General features: G+C 58.6%; 24 protein-coding genes. 8 read left to right on the top strand and 16 right to left on the bottom strand.

Features of this window, described 5'->3' with window-relative positions; translation table 11 throughout:
• The first annotated feature begins 12 nt into the window (after positions 1-12).
• Together EDD78_RS03815 and EDD78_RS03810 are read left to right on the top strand one after the other, a co-directional pair.
• On the top strand, positions 13-258 hold the full coding sequence (locus tag EDD78_RS03815) for an IreB family regulatory phosphoprotein (protein WP_079699327.1): 246 nt from the start codon (positions 13-15) through the stop codon (positions 256-258).
• 147 nt (positions 259-405) lie between these two features.
• Positions 406-705 carry a hypothetical protein gene (locus EDD78_RS03810; RefSeq protein ID WP_079699328.1) on the top strand — a complete coding sequence of 100 codons (300 nt, stop codon included), beginning with the start codon at positions 406-408 and terminating at the stop codon, positions 703-705.
• 55 nt (positions 706-760) lie between these two features.
• On the opposite strand, the gene EDD78_RS03805 is transcribed toward EDD78_RS03810, so the two are convergent.
• The 4 genes from EDD78_RS03805 to EDD78_RS03790 all read right to left on the bottom strand — a co-directional run bounded on the left by EDD78_RS03805 (position 761) and on the right by EDD78_RS03790 (position 4,158).
• The gene (locus EDD78_RS03805) at positions 761-1,687 is read right to left on the bottom strand and encodes a DUF975 family protein (RefSeq protein WP_132084022.1); all 927 of its coding nucleotides are present in this window, start codon (positions 1,685-1,687) and stop codon (positions 761-763) included.
• A gap of 42 nt (positions 1,688-1,729) precedes the next feature.
• Entirely contained in the window at positions 1,730-2,878 is a 1,149-nt protein-coding gene (leuB, locus tag EDD78_RS03800) for a 3-isopropylmalate dehydrogenase (protein ID WP_132084021.1), read from the bottom strand.
• A gap of 99 nt (positions 2,879-2,977) precedes the next feature.
• The gene (locus EDD78_RS03795) at positions 2,978-3,508 is read right to left on the bottom strand and encodes a cob(I)yrinic acid a,c-diamide adenosyltransferase (RefSeq protein ID WP_207668648.1); all 531 of its coding nucleotides are present in this window, start codon (positions 3,506-3,508) and stop codon (positions 2,978-2,980) included.
• Entirely contained in the window at positions 3,505-4,158 is a 654-nt protein-coding gene (locus EDD78_RS03790) for a histidine phosphatase family protein (RefSeq protein WP_286170708.1), read from the bottom strand. Before EDD78_RS03790 ends, EDD78_RS03795 begins: the two co-directional genes overlap by 4 nt.
• Positions 4,159-4,477: 319 nt before the next feature.
• Here EDD78_RS03790 and EDD78_RS03785 point away from each other — a divergent pair, with 319 nt between their 5' ends.
• The 6 genes from EDD78_RS03785 (at position 4,478) to prmC (ending at position 10,744) form a co-directional block, all read left to right on the top strand.
• Positions 4,478-5,191, top strand: a complete 714-nt coding sequence (locus EDD78_RS03785; RefSeq protein WP_079699332.1) for a helix-turn-helix domain-containing protein — start codon at positions 4,478-4,480, stop codon at positions 5,189-5,191.
• Positions 5,192-5,401: 210 nt separating this feature from the next.
• On the top strand, positions 5,402-6,739 hold the full coding sequence (locus EDD78_RS03780) for a hypothetical protein (RefSeq protein ID WP_132084019.1): 1,338 nt from the start codon (positions 5,402-5,404) through the stop codon (positions 6,737-6,739).
• Between the two features lie 19 nt (positions 6,740-6,758).
• Entirely contained in the window at positions 6,759-7,454 is a 696-nt protein-coding gene (locus tag EDD78_RS03775) for a response regulator transcription factor (protein WP_079699334.1), read from the top strand.
• A 49-nt stretch (positions 7,455-7,503) separates the two neighbouring features.
• Entirely contained in the window at positions 7,504-8,910 is a 1,407-nt protein-coding gene (locus tag EDD78_RS03770) for a sensor histidine kinase (protein WP_132084017.1), read from the top strand.
• Between the two features lie 63 nt (positions 8,911-8,973).
• A complete protein-coding gene (locus tag EDD78_RS03765) occupies positions 8,974-9,918 on the top strand; it encodes a DUF1385 domain-containing protein (RefSeq protein ID WP_341455992.1) in 945 nt (314 codons plus the stop codon).
• Positions 9,905-10,744, top strand: coding sequence for a peptide chain release factor N(5)-glutamine methyltransferase (gene prmC, locus EDD78_RS03760; protein ID WP_132084016.1), 840 nt, complete (start codon positions 9,905-9,907; stop codon positions 10,742-10,744). The genes EDD78_RS03765 and prmC overlap by 14 nt, the downstream gene beginning before the upstream one ends.
• Before the next feature lie 65 nt (positions 10,745-10,809).
• Here the strand turns inward: prmC and EDD78_RS03755 are convergent, their stop codons facing one another.
• The 12 genes from EDD78_RS03755 to alaS form a co-directional block, all read right to left on the bottom strand.
• A complete protein-coding gene (locus EDD78_RS03755; RefSeq protein ID WP_079699337.1) occupies positions 10,810-11,331 on the bottom strand; it encodes a PilN domain-containing protein in 522 nt (173 codons plus the stop codon).
• Between the two features lie 18 nt (positions 11,332-11,349).
• Positions 11,350-12,129, bottom strand: coding sequence for a M15 family metallopeptidase (locus EDD78_RS03750; protein ID WP_132084014.1), 780 nt, complete (start codon positions 12,127-12,129; stop codon positions 11,350-11,352).
• Positions 12,130-12,214: 85 nt separating this feature from the next.
• Positions 12,215-12,937 (bottom strand): 16S rRNA (uracil(1498)-N(3))-methyltransferase, encoded by a 723-nt coding sequence (locus EDD78_RS03745; RefSeq protein ID WP_132084013.1) that lies wholly within the window; start codon positions 12,935-12,937, stop codon positions 12,215-12,217.
• Positions 12,938-12,963: 26 nt separating this feature from the next.
• Complete coding sequence (gene prmA, locus EDD78_RS03740; RefSeq protein ID WP_079699340.1) at positions 12,964-13,935, bottom strand: 50S ribosomal protein L11 methyltransferase; 972 nt, start codon at positions 13,933-13,935, stop codon at positions 12,964-12,966.
• 93 nt (positions 13,936-14,028) lie between these two features.
• Entirely contained in the window at positions 14,029-15,132 is a 1,104-nt protein-coding gene (locus tag EDD78_RS03735; RefSeq protein ID WP_079699341.1) for a DHHW family protein, read from the bottom strand.
• A 30-nt stretch (positions 15,133-15,162) separates the two neighbouring features.
• Positions 15,163-16,497, bottom strand: a complete 1,335-nt coding sequence (locus EDD78_RS03730) for an MBOAT family O-acyltransferase (RefSeq protein WP_132084012.1) — start codon at positions 16,495-16,497, stop codon at positions 15,163-15,165.
• A gap of 12 nt (positions 16,498-16,509) precedes the next feature.
• The gene (locus tag EDD78_RS03725; RefSeq protein WP_286170704.1) at positions 16,510-17,109 is read right to left on the bottom strand and encodes a ribonuclease M5; all 600 of its coding nucleotides are present in this window, start codon (positions 17,107-17,109) and stop codon (positions 16,510-16,512) included.
• A complete protein-coding gene (gene holA, locus EDD78_RS03720) occupies positions 17,106-18,161 on the bottom strand; it encodes a DNA polymerase III subunit delta (protein WP_165873097.1) in 1,056 nt (351 codons plus the stop codon). Before holA ends, EDD78_RS03725 begins: the two co-directional genes overlap by 4 nt.
• Positions 18,158-20,323 (bottom strand): ComEC/Rec2 family competence protein, encoded by a 2,166-nt coding sequence (locus tag EDD78_RS03715; RefSeq protein WP_132084008.1) that lies wholly within the window; start codon positions 20,321-20,323, stop codon positions 18,158-18,160. Before EDD78_RS03715 ends, holA begins: the two co-directional genes overlap by 4 nt.
• Before the next feature lie 12 nt (positions 20,324-20,335).
• Complete coding sequence (locus tag EDD78_RS03710; protein WP_132084006.1) at positions 20,336-20,881, bottom strand: phosphoribosyltransferase family protein; 546 nt, start codon at positions 20,879-20,881, stop codon at positions 20,336-20,338.
• Between the two features lie 40 nt (positions 20,882-20,921).
• Positions 20,922-21,263, bottom strand: coding sequence for a histidine triad nucleotide-binding protein (locus EDD78_RS03705; RefSeq protein ID WP_079699347.1), 342 nt, complete (start codon positions 21,261-21,263; stop codon positions 20,922-20,924).
• A 33-nt stretch (positions 21,264-21,296) separates the two neighbouring features.
• A complete protein-coding gene (gene alaS / locus EDD78_RS03700; protein ID WP_132084005.1) occupies positions 21,297-23,951 on the bottom strand; it encodes an alanine--tRNA ligase in 2,655 nt (884 codons plus the stop codon).
• Positions 23,952-24,177: the final 226 nt, after the last annotated feature.

The following is a 24,177-nucleotide window of genomic DNA, read 5'->3' as shown; positions in this document are numbered from 1 at the left end:
GAGGTGATGGTCATGCATGAGCCAACCATATCGTTTTCCATCCATGAGGACAAGGAAAAACAGGTCAAGGAAATCCTGACCACCGTATACGATGCCCTGCGGCAAAAGGGATACAATCCGATCAACCAGATCGTGGGATACATCCTCTCCGAGGATCCGACCTATATCACGACCTATAATAATGCGCGCAGCCTGATCCGGCGGATCGACCGGGACGAGCTGCTGCAGCTCCTGGTCAAATCCTATCTCGACGATTAACAGGCAGAAGGGCTCTCCTGAACGGAGAGCCCTTCTTTTGGACCGGATAAGTGGTTGTAATATTTCCCATACTATGATATAATAATAACTTAGGCATACACCTATCCGCAATCACGGATCGTTTGGAATAACAGGAGGTCGGTATCAATGGCACAAACCAAAGAGAAATCGCAGATGATGACGTATAAGGGCAAGCCGCTGGTGCGCTGCGGGAACACCATCTACTATGGCAGCATGGCGGACCGGTACGTGGCGCTGCTCCAAGTCCTCTCCACCACCGAATTGGACGGCGTGCAGATGGCGGGCAGCGTTTCGGTGCAGCTCCTCTCCACCAACCCCAACCACGGCCCGAAGGAGCGGATCGTCAAAAAGACCGAAAAAAACGGACTCTATAACGCGCTCAATATCGCCTCCATCTGGCTGGCCCGGTATCTCGAAGAGAAATAATGGATATTTAAAGAGGACCGCGGGGAATCCCCGCGGTCCTCTTTTTTTGTATTTCCTATTGCGGCTGCGCTTCACCGGACTGCGGCTCTTCCGGATCCCCCGCCGCTTCGTCCGGGGCGCAGTCGAACTCCTTGGTCGGCTGCGGCTGCGGCGCCGTCTGCTGGTAACGGTGTCCATACTCGATCAAATACCGCGCGTAGAGCGCGCAGGAGCTCATATAATAGGGCGCGACATAAAAGAACGGCACGATCAACACACAGGCGAGAAACCATCCCAAAAAGGTCAGATCGAAGAAGAACAGCTCGGTCTTGCGTCCCCGCATAAAATATACAGATTGTTTAATGGCCTGCCGTGCCGTACACTCCCCACCGCTGTAAAGATACCGCGCCAGGAAATAGCGCTTGAGGAAAATCCAGGAAAAGATCGCGCTGACGATCAGGAGTACCACCCCGGCGATCAGGAGCATCGATCCCACCAGGGTAGCGGCCGGACCGCCCATGGCTTCCCCAAATTCCCCGGTGACCAGGAAGGACCCCAACCCCACGATCACGACGGGGACCAGCGTAAAGAGGAAGGTATAAAGAAAGGAGCGGAGCGTAAGATTGAGCTCCAGCCAGAAGGAACCAAAATACTGCCGGAAGCTGGAGAAGAACTCGAACAGGTCGAACACGTCGCTCCCCTCCTGCCCCATCAGCCGATAGAACCAGCGGGCCGCGCCGACCATCAGGGGGGAAAAGAGGATCAGCTGAAGCAGCAGCGAAGCGCCCACCACCGCGGGCGAGGAGACGTAGCCCCAACCCCGCAGAATACCCGGCAGCGCCAGCGTGGAGGAGAGCAGCTCGATTACCGTGTTGGCCATCATCACGAGGACGATGTAGAGCAGCACAATGCAAAAGAGGATAATTGTGACGGTCAGCGTCTTGACAAAATTCTGGGAGACCGCTTTCTTGGCGTTGGACTTAATCTTGCTACGGACACTCATTGTGAATCACTTCCTATGTTTGTTCGGAAAACGGTACCGTGTTTATTTTTCGAGCGCGCGGCGCACTTCGTTGGCGACGAAGTCACCCAGCTCCCCGGTGGTGGCGGTTTCCAATCCGGTGCGGGTGCCGAACACCTCGGTAATGTAACCGCCCAGGCTGTGTGCGGGCTCCTCCTCGGCCGGCATCAGGTCGGGAGTGCGCAGGACGCTGAGCGATTCCTCGACCGCCGCCTCGATCACCTTGGCGTGCATGGTCATCTGGAAGGTGTGCTTGAGCATCATGGCCACCGACAGAATGGTCGCCAAGGGGTTTGCGATCCCCTTGCCCGCGATATCCGGCGCCGAGCCGTGGATCGGCTCATAGAGCCCGAAGCCCGAGCCGCCCAGGCTCGCGGAGGGCAGCATACCGATCGAGCCGGTCAGCATGGCCGCCTCGTCCGAGAGGATGTCTCCGAAGAGGTTTCCAGTGACGATAACGTCGAACTGGCCGGGATTGTTGACCAACTGCATCGAAGCGTTGTCCACATAAAGGTTACTCAATTCGATGTCCGGATATTCCTTTGCACCGATCCGGGCGACCACCGAACGGAAGAGCTGCGAGGTCTCAAGCACGTTCGCCTTGTCCACACAGGTCACCTTGCGGTGGCGCTTGGCCGCCGCGTCGAAGGCCGCGCGGGCGATCCGCTCGATCTCATGCTCGCTGTAGCGCATTTCATCATAGGAGGACTGCTCGCCGTTAATCTGCTCGCTGCCCTTCTTGCCGAAGTAGATCCCTCCCGTGAGCTCGCGCACCACCAACAGGTCCACGCCCGACTGGACGATACTGTCCTTTAAGGGAGAATTGGAGCAGAGCTCGGGGAATATGCGCGCCGGGCGCAGGTTTGCGAAGAGCCCCAGCTCGGAACGGATCCGCAGAAGCCCCTTTTCCGGGCGCTTGTCGGTCGGCAGGGCATCCCACTTCGGGCCGCCCACCGCGCCCAGGAGCACCGCGTCCGAAGATTTGCAGCTGTCGATGGTCTCCTGCGGCAGCGGGTCGCCGGTCTTGTCGATTGCTACACCGCCGATGGGCTGCTCGTCGAGCGTCAGGTTGATGTTTTCGCATTCGCAGACCACCTTGAGGACCTTGATTGCCTCATCGACAATTTCCGGCCCGATCCCGTCGCCCTTGAGCACTGTGATTTTCATATCCATTTTCTCTTCCTCCTACTATGTATCCTTCACTATAATGCCATCTTCACATTGCCGGTTGGTGATGAAAATGAGACCAACCTGTGAATATTTTCTAACAATCTAATATTCGATTCCCGCGCGGGCCGTGATCCCTTTTTGATAGGGGTGCTTGACGGCCTGCATGTCGCTGATGTAGTCGGCGAGCTCGCAGAGTTTTTGCCCGGGGTTCCGGCCGGTGAGCACCGCTTCGGTGGTGGGGGAACGGCTTTCCAGCGCCCGCAAGAGCTCCTCCTCGCCGATGATCCCGTGCCCCACCGCGTCGAGCACCTCGTCGAGCGCCACCAGCCCGTATTCCCCGCTCTGCAGCGCACGCTCCGCGCGCTCGAACAGGGCGCGGCAGGAACGGCAGCACTCGCTGTACTCCTCCTCATCCATCGACTTGATGAACTTCTTGACCGGGTCGGTACGCTCCACCTGGACCCCGAGCCGGCGCAGCGGCTCCACCTCGGCGGAGGGCTGCCCCTTTAGGAACTGGGCGAAGAGCACCTGCCGTCCGGTGCCGCGCATGCGTACGCACAGCCCGACCGCGGCCGTGGTCTTCCCCTTCCCGCTTCCGATATAAAGATGAATCAGGCCCTTTTTTTCGTTCATGCCTTCTCCCCCGGCTTTGTAAAACGCAGCGTATCCATCTGCACCTCGTCCTGGCTGAGCCCGTAGGGCAGCGGCGCATAGACCTCAAAGGCGCGGTCGCGCATCCAGAACTGCGGCGTCATCAGGATGGTGTAGCCCTTGCCGTTGTCCACCGCCCATTGGGAGATCTCGCACTTGGGCAGCCCCATGCCGTAAAGCAGGTTCATAATGACGCCGCCGTGGGTGATTAGCGCCACCGAGCCGAGCTGCTCGTCCATCATCTTTTTGAAGAGCCGGCTGATCCCCACGCTGATCCGCTTGGTCAGATCCAGGCCGCTCTCGCCGCCGGGCGGAGGATTTTGCATCCCGCTTTCCAGCCATTTGGAAAAATGCTCGTCGTGCTGCAGCTCTTCGATCCCCTTCCCCTCAAACGCGCCAAAGTCCAGCTCGACGAAATCCTCCCATTTCTCGGTGTAGAGATCGGGATAAAGGATGTCCGCCGTCTGCAAACAGCGCTTTAGGGGGCTGCTCACCACCATCTGGGCAGAGGGATACTCATATTTGTTTTTGAGTTTTTTGAGCTCTTCTATGCCCTCTTCACAGAGTGGAAGATCGGTGCGCCCGATGTATTTTCCCCCGACATTTCCCGTTGTCAGGCCGTGACGGATCAAATGTATCTTATAAGTTAACAAAAAATCACCTATCTATTAACATATTTCGACCAAAATTCTTGAGATTCCCAAAGAAGCACTTTACAAACCGTCCGCCCTGTAATATAATCGGATATACGCAGAGTAAATTTTTATTGCTGAGCACGGTGAAGCAATAAAATGGCCTTGGCCGTAGACCGGCCATCAGGATTGTAAGAAACAGCCTGCGGCTGTTTCTTACAGCGGCAGACCGCCCTCAGGGAATGAGGGCTTCTTTTCGCCATAAAGACACCCGGGCTCCGGGCGGCGGCATTTCGTTGGATGGGGGTAGCGTCTCGCTATGAACACCGATTTCCCGAGGGTATTGACTCTGATCCGCAAGGAACGGGGCATTTCCCAAAAACAGGCGGCGGCAGATCTGGGGATTTCCCAGGCGCTGCTCTCGCACTATGAAAAAGGAATACGGGAGTGCGGGCTTCTTTTCCTCTCCCGCTGCGCCGACTATTACCAGGTGTCCTGCGACTACCTGCTCGGGCGCTCCCCCGACCGGACCGGAACCCAGCTCACCGTCGAGGACATCCCCGAGCCGGACAGCGCCGGAAAGGAGAATACCTGGGGCTCGTCCAAGGCGGGAATCCTGCCGGTGCTCAATAAAAAGCTGATCGCCAACTCCCTCAATATCCTCTTTGACCTGCTGGACAAGTCAAAGAACAAGCAGCTCATCACCGAGGTTTCATCCTTTTTGATGTTGGCCGTTTACCGGATGTTTAGGGTGGTCCATTCCGCCAACCCGAAAAACCAATCGGCCATGTTCTCGATCCCCAAGCCCCTGGCCACCCACTTTGCAGACGCCTCGATGCAGATGTGCGAGGCGCGGGCCTCGGCCATCGCCAGCGGGGACACGGTGGACAGCCTCGAAGCGATCAGGGATACCGAGCCGCTCTACATGACCACCGAGAACATCGCCAAGGAATACCCGCTCTTCTCCTCTTCCCTGCTCAACCTGATTCAGAACTCGGAAAAGAAGATCGGCTACAAGGCTTCCAAGCGATAAACTGCTGTTAACCATCATACCATTTTTAAGGGAAAAAATAAAGATTATCTTGTGATTTTTCTGAAAGCGCGCACGGTATAGATCGTGCGCGCTTTTCTCAACCTGTAATTATACGGCGGAGCAGGGTTTTCATTTGACATTGGGAGGCTGTTGTTATAAGATAGAAACTGTATGATTATGGCCTGAAAAAGGCTGGAAAGGAGAAGGCAGATGAGACGTATAACCGCTTTGGCCCTATCCCTTCTCATACTTCTGCTCTCCTCCTGCTCCTTCATCCAGCCGACCATCGAAGAGCTGATGAAGCCGCCCAAGCTCTCACAGCAGCAGATGGAGGTGGACGCCGCCCTCAAGGCGGCGCTGGGCACCAATTCGATCAAGCTCAAATATCCCCTTTCGGGCGATTACCGCTCGGCCTACGTCTTTTATGACATTGACTCGGACGGCGTGGAAGAGGCGATCGTTTTCTACCAGCCCTCGCTGGACGAGTCCGGCACGCGGATCAACATCCTGGATTATCAGGAGGGCGCCTGGACCTCGGTCTATGACGTGCCGGGCGAGGACAGCGCAGAGGTGGATTACATCTCCTTTGAGAACATCGTCTCCAAGGATTATAAAAATATCATCATCGGCTGGCAGCCGCAGAACTCCAAGGACAAGCTGATTTCGATCTATGCCTATGAGGATCAGGAGCTACGGGGCGTTTTCGACGACAAATACAACCTCTCGGTGGTCCAGGACTATAACGGCGACGGCCTGATGGACCTGCTGCTGATCTCATTGCGGCGCAGCACCGTCTCCCTGGTCACCAGACGGGAGGATGCCATCCGCTCGGTGGACCGCATCGACATCAGCCAGGACATCCGGGAGGTGATCCAGGTGCTCAGCGGCAGGCTCGCCGACGGCAGGCAGGCCGTTTACCTGGACGTCTATCTCGACGGGGCGAACTACGCCACCGAAATCATCGCGGTGGAGGACGACGCCCTCGTCCCGCTCATCGACATCTCCAAGGTTTACAGCTCGGTGGAGGACGAGGCGAGCGAGGAGGAGCTGCTCAACTTCGAGCGCACCCAGCGGTATGAGCGGATTTTAAGCCAAGACGTCAACGGCGACGGGATTATCGACGTGCCCTCCAGCGCCCCCATGCTCGGCTATGAGGAGCTGGACGAGAGCGAGCAAATGTTCCTGACCACCTACAGCGACCTGCGCGGCGGAGTCTTGGAGCCGGTCATACAGGCCAGCGTCAACGTCGAGGCCGGGTACCTGCTGCGCTTCCCTGACGAATGGCTGGACAGCGTGAGTGTGGTGGCCGAAACCGAGGTCAACCAGTGGCGCTACATCAAATTTTTGGGTACGCTCAACGACCGTTCGTCCGAGCTGCTGCGGATCAGCCGGGTGTCCAAGAACGACTATCAGGACCGGTTCGAGACCGACCCGGTTTCCCTGGCCCAGAAGGGCATCTATCAATACCTCGGGTATCTCCCGCTGGCGGGAGACCGGGAGCTTTCCATCACCAGAACAGAGCTGCAGCAGATGTTCTCGCTGCTATGAAAGGTAGGTAGCTAGCGCTATGAAAAAGATTTTGGTAGTAGAAGACGAGGATACCATCCGCGAGTTTGTGGTCATCAACCTGCAGCGCGCCGGCTATGAGGTGACCGACGTGCCCAACGGCGAAGAGGCGCTGAAAGTTTTCGAGGAGCGCAGCGGCGATTTCGACGTGGCGCTGCTGGACATCATGATGCCCGGGATCAACGGCTTCGAGGTCTGCAAGGAAATCCGCAAGAAGAGCAGCTCGATCGGGATCATCCTCCTCTCGGCCAAGAGTCAGGAGATGGACAAGGTCAGCGGCCTGATGATGGGGGCGGACGACTATGTCACCAAGCCCTTCAGCCCCTCCGAGCTGGTCGCGCGCGTGGACGCCATCCACCGCCGGGTGACCATGTCCAAGGACCGCGAGGAGGACAGCGAGGTGCTCTCCTCCGGGCCGTTCGTCTTGAACCTCAAGAGCCGCAGCCTCAAGAAGAGCGGCAGGGACATCGACCTGACCCAGGTGGAATTCCAGATCATGGAATTTTTCCTCAGGAACCCCGAGGTCGCCCTCGAGCGGCAGGAGATCCTCAACAAGGTCTGGGGCGAGAACTATTTCGGAGACATCAAGATTGTGGATGTCAACATCCGCCGGCTGCGCATGAAGATTGAGGATCAGCCCTCCGACCCCAAGCACCTGGTCACCGTCTGGGGGCTGGGCTATAAGTGGCTGCCCTGACCCTTTCCCCCGTTCCCCATTGTATGATCCGACTTGGAGGTGAACCGCCTTGGCTGTCAACCGAATTACCAAACGCTGGCTGCTCAACAGCTTCGGCATCATCCTCTTTATCCTGATCGCCATTGTGATTGTCTCCTCGTTTGCGATCCGCACCTACTTTTATAACAGTGTGCAGCAGGAGATCAATTCACGCTCGAACGTTATCTCCACCCTGCTCGAGAACGCCTCGATCGATTCCTCCTCCGATTTTTCGACCGAGGTGCGCAGCATTGTCGAAGACTTCGAGTATAAGAATATCATGGAGCTGATGGCCATCAGCCCGGAGGGCAAGGTGATCATCACCTCGAGCGGTTTTGCGCCCTCGGATGAGCTGTACATGCCCGACTTTAACCTCGCGATGGAATCCAGCGACAGCTACGGCTATTACCGCGGGGTGATCAATTCGGAAAATGTGCTGGCGGTCACCGTCCTTTCCAGTATCGCCTCGGACGAGATCGCGGCCATGCGCTACGTCGTCTCCCTCGAGCTGGTGGACGCGCAGATCGTGATTTATATCGCGGTCATCACCCTCATCTGCGTGGGAATCCTGCTCTTCGTCATCACCACCAGCTCCTACTTCATCAATTCGATCGTGCGCCCGGTGGGCAAGGTGGGCGAAACCGCCCGCAAGATCGCCCAGGGCGACTTCAACGTGCGGCTGAAAAAGCAAAATGACGACGAAATCGGCGATTTGTGCGTGGCCATCAACGACATGGCCGAGGAGCTCAGCCAGTCCGAAAAGATGAAAAACGACTTCATTTCCTCGGTTTCCCATGAGCTGCGCACCCCTCTGACCGCCATCAAGGGCTGGGCGGAGACCCTTTCCACCGATATGGCCCCCGACCCCGGGCTCACCCAGAAGGGGATGCACGTCATCATCAGCGAAACCGAGCGCCTCTCTCAGATGGTGGAGGAGCTGCTTGACTTCTCGAGGATCCAGAGCGGACGCTTCAAGATGGTGATGGCCAAGCTCGACATCATCGCCGAGCTCTCGGATGCGGTGCTGATGTTCACCGAGCGGATCAAGCGGGAAAACATGTCCCTGCTCTACGACGAACCGGATTACATCGTCATGGTCGAGGGCGACCGCAACCGTCTGCGCCAGGTATTCGTCAATATCATCGACAATGCCATCAAGTATTCCAACGCCGGAGATTCCATCACCATCACGGTGCGCCGCGCGCCCGGGAAGGTGGTTATCGCCGTGGCGGATACCGGCTGCGGGATCAGCGAGCAGGACCTGCCAAAGGTGAAATCAAAGTTTTACAAGGCCAACTCCACCCGGCGCGGGTCCGGGATCGGGCTGGCGGTGGCGGACGAGATCATCGCCCAGCATGGCGGCACGCTGGAGCTGGACAGCGAGGAGTCGGTGGGGACCACCGTTACAATTACGATACCGACCGTTGATAGTCTGTAAATAATTATCGTATATAATAAGGATTTGTCTGAAACGATAGATTCGGGAAGGTTTGGTGCAATTTTGGAAGAAAAGAGCTGTTTTAGAACCTCGATCGGCGGGCAGGCCGTGATTGAGGGGGTCATGATGCGCAACGACTCCGCAACCACCGGCATCGACAAGTTTTCTCTCGCTGTGCGTAAGTCCGATGGGGAGATCGAGCTCGAGGTATGGGAGAATAGCAAACCGAAACGCTGGTACCGCCGCACCCCCTTTGTGCGGGGTATTTTCAATTTTATCAGCATGCTCCGGGTGGGCTACAAAACGCTGATGCGTTCGGCCGATCTGGCGGGCTTTGAGGAGGAGCCCTCGGCCTTTGAAAAAAGATTGCAGGAGAAGCTCGGGGACAAGTTCTCCACCCTCTTCAACGCTGTCGTGCTGGTACTGGGGCTTCTGCTGGCCGTCGGGCTGTTCATGGTGCTTCCGGCGAGTGTAAGCTACCTGCTCAAAGGGGTGATTCACTCCACCATGCTGCTGACCATCCTCGAAGGGGTGCTCAAGATTGCCATCTTTATCTGCTACCTCGCGGCGGTCTCCCACATGCAGGAGATCAAACGGGTCTTTCAGTACCACGGCGCCGAGCATAAAACGATCTTTTGCTATGAGCACGGCGAGGAGCTGACGGTGGAGAACGTCAAAAAGTATCCCCGTTTCCATCCTCGGTGCGGCACCAGCTTTCTCCTCATCGTGCTGGTCCTCTCGATCATCGTCTTCTCGGTGATCACCTGGAACAGCCTTCCGGTGCGCATCGCGCTTAAGCTCCTGCTGCTGCCGGTGGTGGTGGGCATCTCCTATGAGGTGATCAAATTTGCCGGCCGGCATGACAACCTCTTCACCCGGATTATTTCAAAGCCCGGTCTCTGGCTGCAGCGCTTCACCACCAACGAGCCGGACGACAGCCAGATCGAGGTGGGGATCGCCGCCATGAAGGCGGTCATCCCCGAAAGCCGCGCCGATGCCGAGTATTAAAGAGCTGATCGACGAGGGCTCCGCGCTTTTGGCGCAAAGCGGCGTGGACTCCCCCCGCTTTGACGCGACTCAGCTTCTGCTGCATTGTCTTGGGGTCGACTCCCCCGCTGAGTTGTTCCTCGCTCCCCCGCCCTCGCCGGAACAGCAGGCGCGCTACCGCGTGTTGCTGCGCCGGCGCGCCGGGCGCGAGCCGCTGCAGTATCTGCTGGGCTTCTGGGAGTTCTATGGGCGGCGCTTCCATGTCCGGGAGGGAGTGCTCATTCCCCGCCCGGATACCGAGCTGCTCATCGACCTTTCACTGCAATTTTTCCCGCCAGGCGCCGCGCCGCAAATCCTCGATTTGTGCAGCGGCAGCGGCGCGATCGCCGTCACCCTCGCGCTGGAGCGCCCGGACGCCGCGGTGGACGCGCTCGAGCTCTCAACCGACGCGCTGGAGGTGCTTCGGGAGAACATCGCCCTGCACGGCGCGCCGGTGGGAGTGATCGGGGACGACGTCATTACCTATCATCCCTCCCATCCCTACGATATGATCGTCTCGAACCCCCCTTATATCTCCGGGCAGGAGTATGCGCTTCTCCAGCCCGAGGTGCTCTGCGAGCCCAGGATGGCCTTGCTCGCGCCGCAGGACGGGATGTACTTTTATGAGGCGATTATCTGCCGCTACCGGGAATGCCTAAAGCCGGGCGGCCGGCTGTTGCTGGAAGCCGGAAGCACGCAGGCGCAAAGGATCGCCGCCCTGCTCCGGCAAAACGGCTACAAGGAGATCGAAATCCACCGGGACCTCGCTAAAATCGAACGGGCCGTCTGTGCAATATGGAATTCTTAAGAAAGGCAGGCCCTGTTAAGTGAAACCACTTAACGGGGCCTGCCTTTGGCTTTATGATACCATTTTCAGCGGGAAATACAGGTGATCGTACCGATAAAGCTGCCGTCCGTCTTTTGATAGCTCTCCAGCGAAATGTCCCGAAAGCGGCTGACGCTGTCCAGCGCCTGGGAGAACTGTACGAGCTGCTCTTCTTTTTGGGCGGTACAGTGAACCAGCAGGTTGCGCCCGGAAAACTCAAATTGGGTGATCTCCACCTTGGGCGGCAGAATGGAGATGATCTCGAAGAAGGTGGAGGCGTCGTCCTCCCGGGGGAAGAACTCAAAGCGGATCACCGCATCCGCCAGCGCGGATACATAATGCGAGGCGATGGCGTGCGTCTCTTCGTCCGAAATCATCTTGACCACCAGGCCCCGGTCCTCCACGGCGCGGTTGAAGAGCTCGATCCGGTAGTTCTTCTGCAGCTGCAAGCACCAATTCCCGAGCCCTGTGCCGCAGAGATAAAAGGCCAGCGCCAACGTCAGCGCCAACAACGTCGAAGCGGCGGCGCGCAGGACCGAATCCGGTTGCAGTTTACTCAGCTTTTGCATATCGCGCTCCCCTTTTTCCTAAAATCCGAGGTACTCCTCCAAAGTAATCCCCCGCTCCATGATCTCCTTTGCGTGCTCCCTCCCGACATACCGGTAGTGCCAGGGCTCGTAGGTGATCCCGGTCACAGCCTCCTTGTCCTCGGGATAGCGCAGGATGAAGCCAAAATCCGCCGCATTTTCGATCAGCCAGCGGTAGGCGGGATAACGGCTGAAGGGCGTGTTGAGGTACCCGCCGTAATCCTCGTAGTATTCGTTGTCCACCACATCCAGCGCGAGGCCGGTGTTATGCTCGCTGGTACCGGGCGGCGCGATCCAGCGCTGCGCCTCGCGCACCGCCTCCTCATATTCCAGACCGCTTTCTAGCAGCGCCTCCACCTTTCCCGTAAAGAGCTCCTCGCTGCGCGCGAAGGAGCGGTAGGTCGAGATCAGCCGCAGCTCGATTCCATCCTGCCAAGCGGCGCCGAGCATATCCTCCAAATCCTTGGCGGCGCGCTCGTCAAAGAGGAAGTCTTCCTCCACTTCCTGCAGCTGTACCGGATACTCCTCACTGAGCGGATGCTCCCGGCTGACCAACACCAGACGCCAGTCCTCCTCTTGGGGCGTGACGGCCGCCTCCGAAGATGACAAGGGCGGCTCTTCCTCCAGAGGCTCCTCTTTTGAGGAAGGCTGTGCCTCCTGCGACGATTCGTTCGATTCCTCCGGATTCCCCTGCCAAATCTTAGAAAAAGTGGGGCTCATCAGCAGCAAAGCCGCCGCAATCAGGAGCACCACCAGCCCGACAAGCCAGATTTTTTTCATACATGCATTCCCAACTGTAACATAAGCTATCCGCTGTCACAATCAAAAGCTGTCGGAAGTATGTAAAAAAATCCAGCTGGGAGACTTAGAGCTCCCCGCTTAGGCAGAGGATGGCGGCCAGGGCCGCCAGAGGCGCCGTCTCGCAGCGCAGAATCCGGCTGCCGAGCGAGAGTACCTGCGCGCCCGCCTGCTTTAAAAGCTCGGCCTCCCCGGGATCAAAGCCCCCCTCGCTCCCCACAATGACGGCGAGCTTCTTTATCCCGTCGAGCTTCATGGAGCCGAGGAGCCGCTGGGCCTGCTCGTAAAACAGGAAGGTTTGTGAAAAGCCCTCCATCCGTACCAAAAGATTGTCGAGGGTGATAAGCTCCCCCACCTGCGGGACGATCCCCCGCCCGCACTGCTTGGCCGCTTCAAGGGCAATTTTCGCATAGCGCTGCCGCTTTTTTTCAAACCCCTTCTGATCCGGCCGGGCCACGCAGCGCCGGGTGAGCAGCGGCACGATCTCCGTAGTGCCGAGCTCGACCGCCTTTTGCACGATGGTGTCCATCTTCTCTCCCTTGCACAGCGCCTGGAAGAGGGTTATCTTAATTTTAGGCTCCCCCGGCGATGGTAAGCTGCCGGACAGGCGCACCGTCACCAATTCGGGCGTGATCTGCTCAAGCGTTCCGGGGTAGTCGGTGCCCTCCCCGTCGCAGACCGTCAGCTCCTCGCCGTGGCGCATGCGCAGTGAGAGAGCAATATGCGAGGCGTCCGGCCCCTCGATCTGAGCCAAATCCCCGGTGATAGTATGGGTAAAAAATCTGGGCATAAATCCTCCCAAAAGAAAATTACAAATTAGAGACGCACCAGCAGCGCGATCCAGTCGCTGTCCTCCAGCCGCCGCTGCACGTGTAGCCCCTCGCGCGCCAGCGCCTGCTGCACGTCCTCCTCGCGCGGGGCGATGATCCCCGACAAGAGCAACGCGCCATGGGGCTTCATGCACGCCTTCAGGGTTCCGAGCATGGCGATGATCACGTCCGCCACGATATTGGCGCACACGATCTCATACTGCCGCGCACAGACCTTTTCACGCAGGGAGCCGCTCCGGTTGACATCGCCGCAGAAGGTCTGCACCCGGTCTAAAACCCGGTTCTGGGCAAAGTTTTCCCGGGCAATGCGCACCGAATTCTCATCAATATCCACCGCCGTGACCCCCTTTGCCCCCAGCAGCGCCGCCGCGATCCCCAGTATCCCACTGCCGCAGCCCATGTCCAGGACCTCTTCCCCGCCGCGCACCACCTCCTCGAGCAGCTCGAGGCAAAGGCGGGTGGTGTAGTGCGTCCCGGTGCCGAAGCTGGCGGAGGGGTCGATCTCCAGGACTTTGCGCCCCTCTGCCAGCTGCAGGGGAAGCTCCTCCCAGGTCGGTTTGATCACAAGGCCTTTCCCGACCGGGATGGGCTTAAAGTACTGTTTCCAGTTGTTGGCCCAGTCCTCCTCGTTGACGTTCTGCGTGCTCACCGCCAAACGTCCGTAGGCACCGGGCGCATCCTCACGGCGCATCCGGTCCATTTCCTGGGAAATCAGGGTATACATCTCGCTGCCCTGTGCGTTATCGGGCAGATAGACGGTAAGGTTGGTCTCACATTCGCGCAGGTAGTCGAGGCTCTCGTCCACATAATCCCAATAAGGGGTCTCGGCCTCCAAAAAGTCGCTGAAATCCTGCGAATCTTCAACCACAATCCCGCTCACCCCGATCCCGAGCAGGACTCCGGTCACCGGCTCGATCCCCTCATGGGTGGTGTATATCTTCGTTTCAATCCAGTCCATATCTGCTCCCCTGCCGCAGAATCTGCGGCCTGCGCGCTTTTGGCGGCGCGCGGCGCCAAATTTTCAGTTGCTGAATAGTAAAAAATAGCTTTTTTAATAGAGCCCGACCCGCGCAGGCGTGTCGGAATGCATAAAAGTATCGGTGGAATAGGCAAAGAGCACCTCGTCGTAGCTGCCAAAATCCTGCTCGCTGAGCTGCTGCGGCGTGATCTGCCCCAGATCGATCAGGGTGACCTGCTGATAGCCGCAGGCGAGAAAAGGCAGGACGGAGAGCATCTGCTTATCCCCAAAGACCAACAGGCTTTTCTGGGCACGCTGCTTCTGGCGGATGTCCACCACCGGGGACAACCCGCCGAGAAAGACGTCCATCGGCCGGCCAAGCGCCAACAGATGCTCGGGGTACAGGGTCTCATACCGCCGCGTTTTTTCAGAGTAATGGGTGACGGTGAACTCCTTTCCCCCGCCCGAATAGGGGTAGATGCTCAGCACATCGGGATCGACGTTCTTACATTCCACCCGGTCGTAAAGCTCCCCGTAGTATTCGCCGAGATACTTGATCTCGAAGCGGTCCAGGCTCAGCGGCGCGTTGCCCATCCGTCTGGTCAGCATATCGTAGACCAGGTACCCGCCCTGCGGGGTGAGCAGGGATTCGGTGTTGTAATAGATATACTGGTCACTGTGCTCGAATAGGGTGGAATAGACATCCACACAGGAGAGCTTCCCGGCAAAATTGTTGTAGACATTTTCAATGAACCGCTTCTGATTATAGATGTCCGCAAATTTGGGAATCTCACTTTGCAGCACCGCGCTGGCGGTTGGGATCAGCATGGCATAGGACGGACGGCCCAGCCGGTCGGTAAAATCGAGGATGGCGTCCATATTCTTCTGCACGGTCTTGCTGTTGGGCGGCTGGACGTTTTCGATCAGACGGCTGCCGGTGATGAAGACGTTGTCCTGCTCGCGTTCCCCGAGCAGGTAGCGCAGGTTGATCTTGGCCGCCTTGAGGGTGCGCGCGAGCGGCACCGCCTTTTTGAGATACCCCTCGGTCGTGGCGAGCAACCCGTCGATCGAAGAGGGCGCCGCCTCCCCCTGCGGGAGAAAGGCAATCCCCAGAAGGTTGCCGCGCACCACACAGGAGACAGAAAGCGTGATCAGGATCAAAAGCATCATAACGGCGGATATTCGCTTGGAGACCATAGGCGGCACCCCCTATCTAAAAAACTGTAATCAGATGATAAACATGACCGAGACCACCAGCAGCCCGACGTTAAAGAATACGGACAGGATGTTGGCGGCCGCAGGCGCTCTTCTTTTGAGCAGGGCGCTCAGCTTGGGCAGCAGCGCGAAGCTGAGCACCAGCCCGAGCAACAACACCCAATAGCTTTGCGAGAGGATATAGACGATCTTGTCGTTCACCAAGCGCTCCTGGTGAAAGCTGAATAGGTTTTTCAGCAGCTGCCAGCTCCCGGCCGGGGTCCCCTTGGCGGGAAGGCAAAAGGAGACAAGCAGCGCCGCATAGGTGTAAACACGCCCGAAAACGGCGGGCAGACGGCGCAGCAGGCGGCCGTAGAGATACCGCTCCCCCAGCATGAATAAAGCCAGCACGCCGCCGAAGAGCAGCAGATTGGGCGAAAAGGAAAACCATACGCCGAAGAGCAGCATGTAAAGCAGGGTGTTGAAGCAATCGGACACCACACCGTACCGCCCGCCGCCCAGCGGCCGGTAGACATACCGCCGCAGGTACTCCACCAGGGTGGTATTAAAATGATTGACGAATTCCCGCACCGAACTGCTGTGCAGGGGGTAAGAAAAATTGCGCGGCAGCTTAAAGCAAAAAATCTGCCCCAGTCCCCTGGCCACATCGCAGTAGGCGCTCAGGGTAAAATAGATTCCCAGCACGAGGGAGAGCAGCAAAAGCCAGGAGGACAGGGTGGTCGCGCTCGCGCGCGAGGCGTCCACCTGCGCGACCTTGCGGTAGGTGAGCAGCAGATTATCCGCCAAAACGACCTTCTTGGCAATCCCCTGGATGAGCAGCACCAGCCCGGTCGAAATGGAGGAGAGGGAGAGCTGCTTTTTCCTCAGCTGCGGGCGGATGAGGGAATACTTGACATACGGCCCGACGAAGATCTTGCCGAAAAAGCAGTTGTAGAGCAGGAAATTGCACAGGCTGCGCTCATAGGGCGCCTCGCCCCGGTATAAATCCACCACATACCCGGTCGCCGAAAGGGTGTAAACCAATATCCCCACCGGCATGGAATAGCCCTCCAGCTGGCTGCGCACCATGCAAAACAAAATCAGTGAAACCGATTTGAGGACCGATAAAAACAGGGCCGTGCGCGTGACCCTGCTATTTCCCTGGTGGTAACGGATCAGCGAGGCCATCATGTAATCGAAGACCACCGAGGCCGCCATCACCAGAAGCTCCAGCGGGCCCAGTGCCGCATAGAACAGCAGGGATAGCCCCAGCAGGGTATAATTTTTGAAGCGGTTCGGGGTGCCGTAATAGAGCAGCAGACCCGCCGGCAGAAAGACCAGCAGGAACGTCATGCTGAAAAATGTCACGGCCTTCCCTCCTCAATCCAGTTCCTTCAAAATTTCTTTCAGTTCCCCGGCAGTGTACTGCGCCCCCAGCACCCCAACCATCGAGTTTGGCGCCATATTTTCCGGCAGCCCGAGCCGGTGCAGCAGCTTTCTGCGTTTTGCCGCGCTGTCCATCCCGCCGGAGAGCCCGAGCTCATACAGGTCGAGCTTGGTGAGCCTCTCCCCTTCCTGCGCTGTCTGCTCTTCGTCCTCGAAGAGCACACCCGCGCGGCGCAGCACGTCGATCAGCACGCCGGCGTCGATCCCCTCCACCCCGAGCTTGCCCTCCTTGGAGGGGACGGCCTTGCGCTTCTCCTTGCCGTAGACGTCGGGGATATAGGCGTTGATGATCCGCTCCTGCGGGATTGCTCCCTTGAGATAACTGCGGATCCGGAAGCCCGCCACGTCTGAGTCGGTCAGGATAATGATCCCCTTTTCCTTCGCCAGGGTGCGGATCATTTCAAGGCGCTTGTGGTCACGGAAGATGTCGAACCCCCCGGTCGTAATGATCACCCCGTCCAGGAAGGAGGCGAGCTTGCTCTTGTCGTATCTCCCCTCCACGATCAGCGGGCGGTCGAGTTTGAGGCGTTTCACCGGCCCGCCTCCTTCGGCGGATTTTTTAAAAACAGGGCCGTCACCGTCTGCTCGAGCACCGTACGCCCGTCGCATTGGGAGGATTTAAGGCGGATATCCGCCCTGGACAGGGTCTCGAGCGCATGATCAAGGTACCAGTCGGAGAGCTTCCTTTGGTCCCGCAGGGCGTTGTCAATCGCGAAGGTGCGCTTGCCGTAGCCAAAGTCGGCGGCGATCTCGGAGGAGCGTTTGCCCTCCTGCGTGGCGATCCGCGCCCGGTAGAGGTCGACAAAATTTTGCGACAGGGTGCCCAGGATGCTTTCGGTCGGATAGCGCAGATAACATAGGTCGCCCAAGATTTTCATCGCCAGGTCGTAGTCGTCCCGCAGGATGGCCCGCGAGAGCCCGTAGATGTTGTCCTCCGCCTTCTGGACCGTCAGCAGTCCGACGTCCTCCGGGGTGATCTCGCCCTCCCAATTCTTATAAGCGCAGAGCTTTTGCACCTCGCCTTTGAGCGCCATGATATCCCGGCCGCAGGAGGCGAGCAGCTGCTTTGCCGCCGCCGGGACGATCGTACATCCGCCCTGCTGCGCCTCGCTCTTGATCAGCTTCTGCAAATCCCCCTCGGTGCGCTCCTTGAGATGGAGCACGCTGCCCAACTTGTCAAAGAGTTTAATCACCTTTTTGGATTTTTCGTCCCGTTTGTCGTCAAAGCAGCCGCTCTTCTCCAAAAATACGACCCGGCAGTCCTCATAAACCTGACCCAGCAGCCCCTCGAGCTGTTTATAAAGCTCGGCACCAAAGCCCTTGGGGTCCACGTTGTATACCAATACGGTGCGCCAATCGGCCATCATGGGCGGGGCCGACAGCACGTCCGAAAGGCCCTGCAAATCCAGCTGCTCAAAATCGAAGCAGAAGTCGTTGAAGGAGGAAAACGCCTCGTTCGCACTCTTGGTCAGCCTAGAACAAACCTGCTGCTTGAGATATTCCTCGCTGCCGTAGATCAGCGCCGGACAGCGCAGGCTCTTATCCTTGATCGCCTGTGCGATGGCCCGCTCCTCCTGATAAATCACGCCTGCTTCCCCTCCTGCTTTTTTCTTATCGTATAGGTGGTAACGCTGTCGCCGTCGTAGGCGATCTTCATCTTGGGATTGACCACCCGTTCCTTGACGAGCGTCCAGCCCCGGATAATGCCCTGCGTACCGTAATCATTATTCATTATAACACAGTTTTGGTTGGTTTTTAAGAGTTTTGCACCGTTGACATCGATTTCGCACGCACAGCCGCAGGAACAGGGGATCAGATTGAGCTTGACCCCGCCGAGCAAACGGATGGTCCCCTCCCCGTTGACCATGAGCGTTTCGGCTCCACGCGCGTACTTTAACAGGTGCTCGGTAAACTGCCCCGAGGTGGGCATTGCCACCAGCCGCGCCGGCGTCTCCTGCAGGACGCCGATTGCCCCAATGGCGGCGTCGTTATCCATGCTGGTGCTGACCGCCGCTTCCAGCTCATTGATCCCCCTCGCACGCAGATAGGAGCTGATGGCCCGGCCGCCATAGGCCGACTGGGGAAAACCGACCATCGCTGCCTTCCCGTCGCTGATCACCAGAACGCTGTCCACATCGGCGAAGGAAACGATATCCACCGTACCCCGGCGCAGCAGCCAGGCCGAGGCGACCCCAAAGACGAGTACCGCCGCCGCAAGCACGGTGCAAAGCCGCTTGGTGCGCTTCGAGGCGCCGAGGGCCACCAGCAGGATCGCCACAATATAGAAAATCACCAGCAAAAATTGCAGGAAGTCGTACCGCACCGGCATGGTCGAAAATGGGAGCGAGGCGAAGAAATGGGTCAGCAGCAGGATCATGCGCACCAGCAGCGCAGTGAAGGCCGAGATGATTTGGGCGATGAAACCGAGCAGCGGCAGCGCGCCAAACAGCAGTGCGAGGGCCTGGCACCAGAGCAGCAGCATCGCTAGCGGCATAACGAGGGTGGAAGCGATTGGCGCGATCAGCGAAAAGGAATCGAAGTAGTAGAGCATGACCGGCAGCGTAAAGACGTAGGCAGCGAGCGATACGCAAAACGCGTGGACGACCAGCCGGGTGAAGCGGGACTCCACATCCGCTTTTTCCTTTTTGCCCTCCCCTTCCTCCGCATATCCGAGCCTTTTCAGGAAGAATCCACTCAGGCGCGGGGCAAGCAGGATGATCCCCACCGTGGCGGCAAAGGAGAGCAAAAAGCTGATGTTGAGCGCACTGTAGGGATTGATGAAGCAGATGAGCAGCATGGCAAATCCCAGGGCATTGAGCGCGTCGTACCGTTTGCTGAAAATCTGGGCGAACAGGCAGAGGAACATCATCAGCCCGGCGCGCAGCACCGAAGAGCTGAAACCGCAGACCGCCATAAAGAGCAGCAAAAATGGCATGCAAAGGAAGCTGGCAAGCTTGCGGCGCAGCTTCATCGCCCGGAATATCCCGCCCAGCAGCGCGCAGAACAGGGAAACGTGGAAGCCGGAGACGGCCATCAGATGGACCAGGCCGGAATCTTTAAAATCCAGCTCGACCGTCCGGTCCAGATAGCTCTTGTCCCCAATCATCATGGCATTGACGACGCTCGCCTCCTGGGAGGGCAGCAGCTTGCGGTTCTGGGCGGTCAGGTATTCCCGCAGCGCACTGACATAGTATCCCACCGTCCTGGGCGCCTGATCCCGGTCGACCGCTTCGATTTTCCCGTGGAAGGTGCCGAAGAGCAGAAGCCGGTCCGCCAGATAGCGGTAGCGGTATTTTCCCTCCAGCTTTGGGTTGTAAAGCGAGACGTAGCCCCTGAGGACGTCGTTCACATCGGCCGAAAGAGATGTAAAGCTATATACCATTACATTTGCCTTGACCGGTTTCGCGCTGTCCTGGAGCGGGATCACCGCTTCCAGGCGGTAACGCGAATTGCCCGAACCATGCTCAATTTCGGTCACCCGGCCCTCGAGATAGACGGTCTTATCCGCCAAATCCGAAACCGGACGCAGCCACATGTTATTCTGCAACAAAACGACAGCCGCCGCCACGGCCCCCGTAAAGAGGACCGCAGCGACGGCGGCTCTGTACTTTTTGACCACCAGCAGGGAGAGGCCGCCCGCGAGAAGCAGCACGATCCCCACCGAGAAGGCAAAGTTATCTCCGAAGACAAGGGCGGCCGCACTGGACAAAAAGAAGGATAGCCCAATTACAAACAGCGGTCGCTTCATATGTTGTCACTCCTATTTGTCGTCGGTAAACAGAGGGAGCGGAGCCAGGAAAAGGATATCCTCGCGCTCGCTGGCCTCCCCTTCGGCCAGGACGGCGGCCTTGCCGGCCACGGTGCCTCCGGCGATCTCGACCAGCCCCTCGAGCGATTCGAGCGAACGCCCGGTGCTGATCACGTCGTCCACGATCAGAACCCGCTTGCCCTTGAGGTAGCCCAGCGCGTCCGCGTCCAGATACATCTTCTGGGGAGCGGCGGTGGTGATGGATTTGACGTTTACTTCAATGGGGTCGCGCATATAGAGCTTGACGCTTTTGCGCGCGAGGATGTATTGCTTCCCCGACTGGCGGGACATTTCATAGGCCAGCGGGATCCCCTTGCTTTCGGCGGTGAGCAGCACGTCGAACGCGGGAGCCTTCTTTAAGAGCTCCTCAGCGCAGCGCACCGTCATCTCCACATCCGAAAACATGATGAACGCCGCGATATAGAGCCCGTCGTTCACCTTGCAGATCGGAAGCTCCCTTGTCAGTCCCGCAACTTGCAGAGTATATGTTTTTGGCATAGCCCATTCTCCTTTAACGTTAGTTTGAAGCCCTCAGCAATCAGCCTGGCGGCCAGGCAAGGCGCCGTTTGGCCAGCACATGGAAGTGCAGATGCCCCACCGTCTGACCGCCGTCGTCCCCGCAGTTGTTGACGATCCTATAGCCGTTGTCGAGGTCGAGGTGCTTGGCGATCTTGACGATCACCTCGAAGATGTGGGAGACGATCGAGCTGTTCGAGTTATCAAGCTCGTTGGTGCTGCCGATGTGCTCCTTGGGGATCACCAAAAAGTGCACCGGTGCCTGGGGGGCCGCATCGTAGAAGGCGAGCACCCGCTCATCCTCATAGATGCGGTTGGAAGGGATCTCCCCCGCCGCTATCTTGCAGAAAATGCAGTCGTCCATATTGTCCTCCTAGTCACTGGAGCATACGTCCAATTATTTTTTCATCATGCCGCGGATCATGTCCGGAATCTTGGCGACCGCCTCGTCGATCTCGAATATCTTGGTGGCGCCGCCCATCGCACAATCGGGGCGTCCGCCGCCCGAGCCGCCGACCAGGGAGGTGATCTCCTTGACCAGCTTGCCGGCGTGCAGGCCCTTCTTGATCGCCTCCTGGGAGACGCCGACGGCCACGCTCGCCTTTTTGTCGTCGTTGACCGAATAGAGGACCGCGACCAGGTCGCTCTCCTGCTCCTTGGCCTTGTCGATCATGCTGCGCAGGATGTCGGGCGCGACGCCCACCATCCCCGCGACGACCAGGCTGGTCCCTTCGACCTTGACCGCTCCCTCAAGCAGCTCCTTGATCTTGCCCGAGGCGAGCTTACCTTCCAGCTCGGCGATCTTCCGGTCCTTTTCTTTGCCCTCGCTGACAAGCGCCTGGAGCTTTTGCGGCAGCTCGGAGATATTCCCCAATTTGAGGGCCGCGGCGCACTGCGAAAGCTCGGCCTGCGCCTCGCGCAGCAGCTCGAACACCCCGAAGCCGGTTGTCGCCTCGATCCGGCGCACCCCGGCCGCGACCGAGGATTCGCTGATGATCTTGAACATCCCGATCATCGCCGTATTGCCCACATGGGTGCCGCCGCACAGCTCGATCGAGGTGTCGCCCATGTTGACCACCCGCACAACGTCGGCATATTTCTCGCCGAAGAGGGCCATCGCGCCACACTTTTTGGCCTCGTCGATAGGCATCTCGCGTACTGCGACCGGCAGCGAGGAGAGGATCAGGGTATTGACGATTTCCTCAACCTCGTCCAGCTGCTCGCGGCTCATCGCCTCGAAGTGGGAGAAGTCGAACCGGCAACGGGTGTCGCTGACCATCGAGCCGGCCTGGTGGACGTGCTCGCCCAGCACGCGGCGCAGGGCGAACTGCAGCAGGTGGCAGGCGGAATGGTTCTTGCGGATGGCGTCCCGGCGTGCGGTGTCGATTTGGGCCGTGACGGCGTCGCCCAGCGAGAGGGAGCCGGACTTCATCCTGCCGATGTGCATAAAGTACTTGGTAGCCGATTTTTTGCAGTCAAAAACCTCGAACACGCTGTCCCCCAGCGTGATGGTCCCGGTGTCCCCGATCTGGCCGCCGCTCTCGGCATAGAAGGGAGTACGATCCAGCACCAGCACGGCCTCCTGGCCCTCGAGCACTTTGTCGGCCTTCTGGTCCCCGGCGACGATCGCCATGATCTTCGCCTCGGTTGTCTCTTCTTCATAGCCGGTGAATTCCTGCGGGAAGCTCAGGTCGGCCAGCAGGTCCCCGCTCCAGGCCGAGCCCTCCATGCTCTCCCGTGCCCGACGGGCACGCTCGCGCTGCTGCTGCATGAGGCGCTCGAACTGCTCCTCGTCGATCTCGATCCCCTTCTCCTGGATGATCTCACGGGTCAAATCGATCGGGAAACCAAAGGTGTCATAGAGCTTGAAAGCCTCCTCGCCCGAAAGGATGCGCGCCTTGGGGTCCTCCATGCCGCTGTCAATTTTGTCGATCATCTCGAACAGCAGGTCCATTCCCTGGTCGAGCGTCTTCATGAAGCGCTCCTCCTCCGCCGCGATCACCTTGGTAATGTACTCGGCGTGCTCGCGCAGCTCGGGGTAGGCGTTCTCGTTTTCTTTGATCACCGTGCGGGCCACCTCGTGCAGGAAGGGATGATCGATCCCCAGCAACTTCCCGTGGCGGGCGGCGCGGCGCAGCAGGCGGCGCAGCACATAGCCGCGCCCCTCGTTTTCAGGCAGGATTCCGTCGCCCACCATGAAGGTGGTGCTGCGGATGTGGTCGGTGATGACCCGCAGCGACACGTCGGTCTTTTGATCCCTGCCGTACTCGACACCGGCAATTTTGGAGATGTGCTTCATGATATTCTGCACGGTGTCCACCTCAAAGAGGTTTTCCACCCCCTGCATGACGCAGGCGAGGCGCTCGAGGCCCATGCCGGTGTCGATGTTCGGATGGTCCAGCGGGGTATAGTTGCCCTGCCCATCCGAATCGAACTGGCTGAAGACGATGTTCCAGATTTCCACGTACCGGTCGCAGTCGCAGCCGACCGCACACTCGGGGCGCCCGCACCCCTTGCCGGGGCCGCGGTCAAAATAAATTTCGGAGCAGGGGCCGCAGGGACCGGTACCGTGCTCCCAGAAGTTGTCCTCCTTGCCCAGGTGGACCATGTGGTCAGCCTGGACGCCGATCTCCTTAGTCCAGATATTATAAGCCTCATCGTCGTCCTCATAGACCGAGACGTGCAGCTTGTCCTTGGGGATCCCCAGCACCTCGGTGAAGAACTCCCACGCCCAGGCGATCGCCTCGCGCTTGAAGTAGTCCCCGAAGGAAAAGTTGCCCAGCATTTCAAAATAGGTACCGTGGCGCGCGGTCTTGCCGACCCGCTCGATGTCCGGGGTGCGAATGCACTTCTGGCAGGTGGTGACCCGCTTGTTGGGCGGGGTCTCCAGCCCCAGGAAGAACTTTTTCATCGGCGCCATGCCGGAATTGATGAGCAGCAGAGAGGCGTCGTCCTTCGGCACGAGCGGGAAGCTCGGCAGGCGGGTATGCCTCTTGCTCTCAAAAAAGGAGAGAAACTTTTCTCTCAGGTCGTTGACTCCTGTCCATTCCATGTTTTATGCTCCTCCCAAAATTGCTCTCAAGACAGAATAAAAGGCTATCATCCCTCAAAAACAGGGACGATAGCCTGATTAGACAAGCTTACCGTGGTACCACCCGGATTGCGGCACAGCCTCCCATGCCGCCGCTCAAAAGCTCCTTAACGCGGAGCGCACGCCACGGCTCGTCGCCGCGAGGCTCGGGAGATGGCCCGCAGGCTTTGTGCACAGACACCTTTCA

This window comes from Harryflintia acetispora (assembly GCA_004340125.1).
In the GTDB taxonomy this organism is placed as follows: Bacteria; Bacillota; Clostridia; order Oscillospirales; family Ruminococcaceae; genus Harryflintia; species Harryflintia acetispora.
This window is presented reverse-complemented; position numbering and strand designations above follow the sequence as displayed.

What these genes read in the sequence shown, in the direction of transcription:
- alaS (WP_132084005.1), bottom strand. Translation starts at nt 23,951, where the DNA reads ATGGAATGGACAGGAGTCAACGACCTGAGAGAAAAGTTTCTCTCCTTT.
- EDD78_RS03750 (WP_132084014.1), bottom strand. Translation starts at nt 12,129, where the DNA reads ATGAAAAAAATCTGGCTTGTCGGGCTGGTGGTGCTCCTGATTGCGGCG.
- EDD78_RS03810 (WP_079699328.1), top strand. Translation starts at nt 406, where the DNA reads ATGGCACAAACCAAAGAGAAATCGCAGATGATGACGTATAAGGGCAAG.
- EDD78_RS03785 (WP_079699332.1), top strand. Translation starts at nt 4,478, where the DNA reads ATGAACACCGATTTCCCGAGGGTATTGACTCTGATCCGCAAGGAACGG.
- EDD78_RS03775 (WP_079699334.1), top strand. Translation starts at nt 6,759, where the DNA reads ATGAAAAAGATTTTGGTAGTAGAAGACGAGGATACCATCCGCGAGTTT.
- EDD78_RS03705 (WP_079699347.1), bottom strand. Translation starts at nt 21,263, where the DNA reads ATGGACGACTGCATTTTCTGCAAGATAGCGGCGGGGGAGATCCCTTCC.
- EDD78_RS03735 (WP_079699341.1), bottom strand. Translation starts at nt 15,132, where the DNA reads ATGGTCTCCAAGCGAATATCCGCCGTTATGATGCTTTTGATCCTGATC.
- leuB (WP_132084021.1), bottom strand. Translation starts at nt 2,878, where the DNA reads ATGGATATGAAAATCACAGTGCTCAAGGGCGACGGGATCGGGCCGGAA.
- EDD78_RS03745 (WP_132084013.1), bottom strand. Translation starts at nt 12,937, where the DNA reads ATGCCCAGATTTTTTACCCATACTATCACCGGGGATTTGGCTCAGATC.
- EDD78_RS03715 (WP_132084008.1), bottom strand. Translation starts at nt 20,323, where the DNA reads ATGAAGCGACCGCTGTTTGTAATTGGGCTATCCTTCTTTTTGTCCAGT.
- EDD78_RS03710 (WP_132084006.1), bottom strand. Translation starts at nt 20,881, where the DNA reads ATGCCAAAAACATATACTCTGCAAGTTGCGGGACTGACAAGGGAGCTT.
- prmC (WP_132084016.1), top strand. Translation starts at nt 9,905, where the DNA reads ATGCCGAGTATTAAAGAGCTGATCGACGAGGGCTCCGCGCTTTTGGCG.
- EDD78_RS03780 (WP_132084019.1), top strand. Translation starts at nt 5,402, where the DNA reads ATGAGACGTATAACCGCTTTGGCCCTATCCCTTCTCATACTTCTGCTC.
- prmA (WP_079699340.1), bottom strand. Translation starts at nt 13,935, where the DNA reads ATGGACTGGATTGAAACGAAGATATACACCACCCATGAGGGGATCGAG.
- EDD78_RS03805 (WP_132084022.1), bottom strand. Translation starts at nt 1,687, where the DNA reads ATGAGTGTCCGTAGCAAGATTAAGTCCAACGCCAAGAAAGCGGTCTCC.
- EDD78_RS03795 (WP_207668648.1), bottom strand. Translation starts at nt 3,508, where the DNA reads ATGAACGAAAAAAAGGGCCTGATTCATCTTTATATCGGAAGCGGGAAG.
- EDD78_RS03815 (WP_079699327.1), top strand. Translation starts at nt 13, where the DNA reads ATGCATGAGCCAACCATATCGTTTTCCATCCATGAGGACAAGGAAAAA.
- EDD78_RS03755 (WP_079699337.1), bottom strand. Translation starts at nt 11,331, where the DNA reads ATGCAAAAGCTGAGTAAACTGCAACCGGATTCGGTCCTGCGCGCCGCC.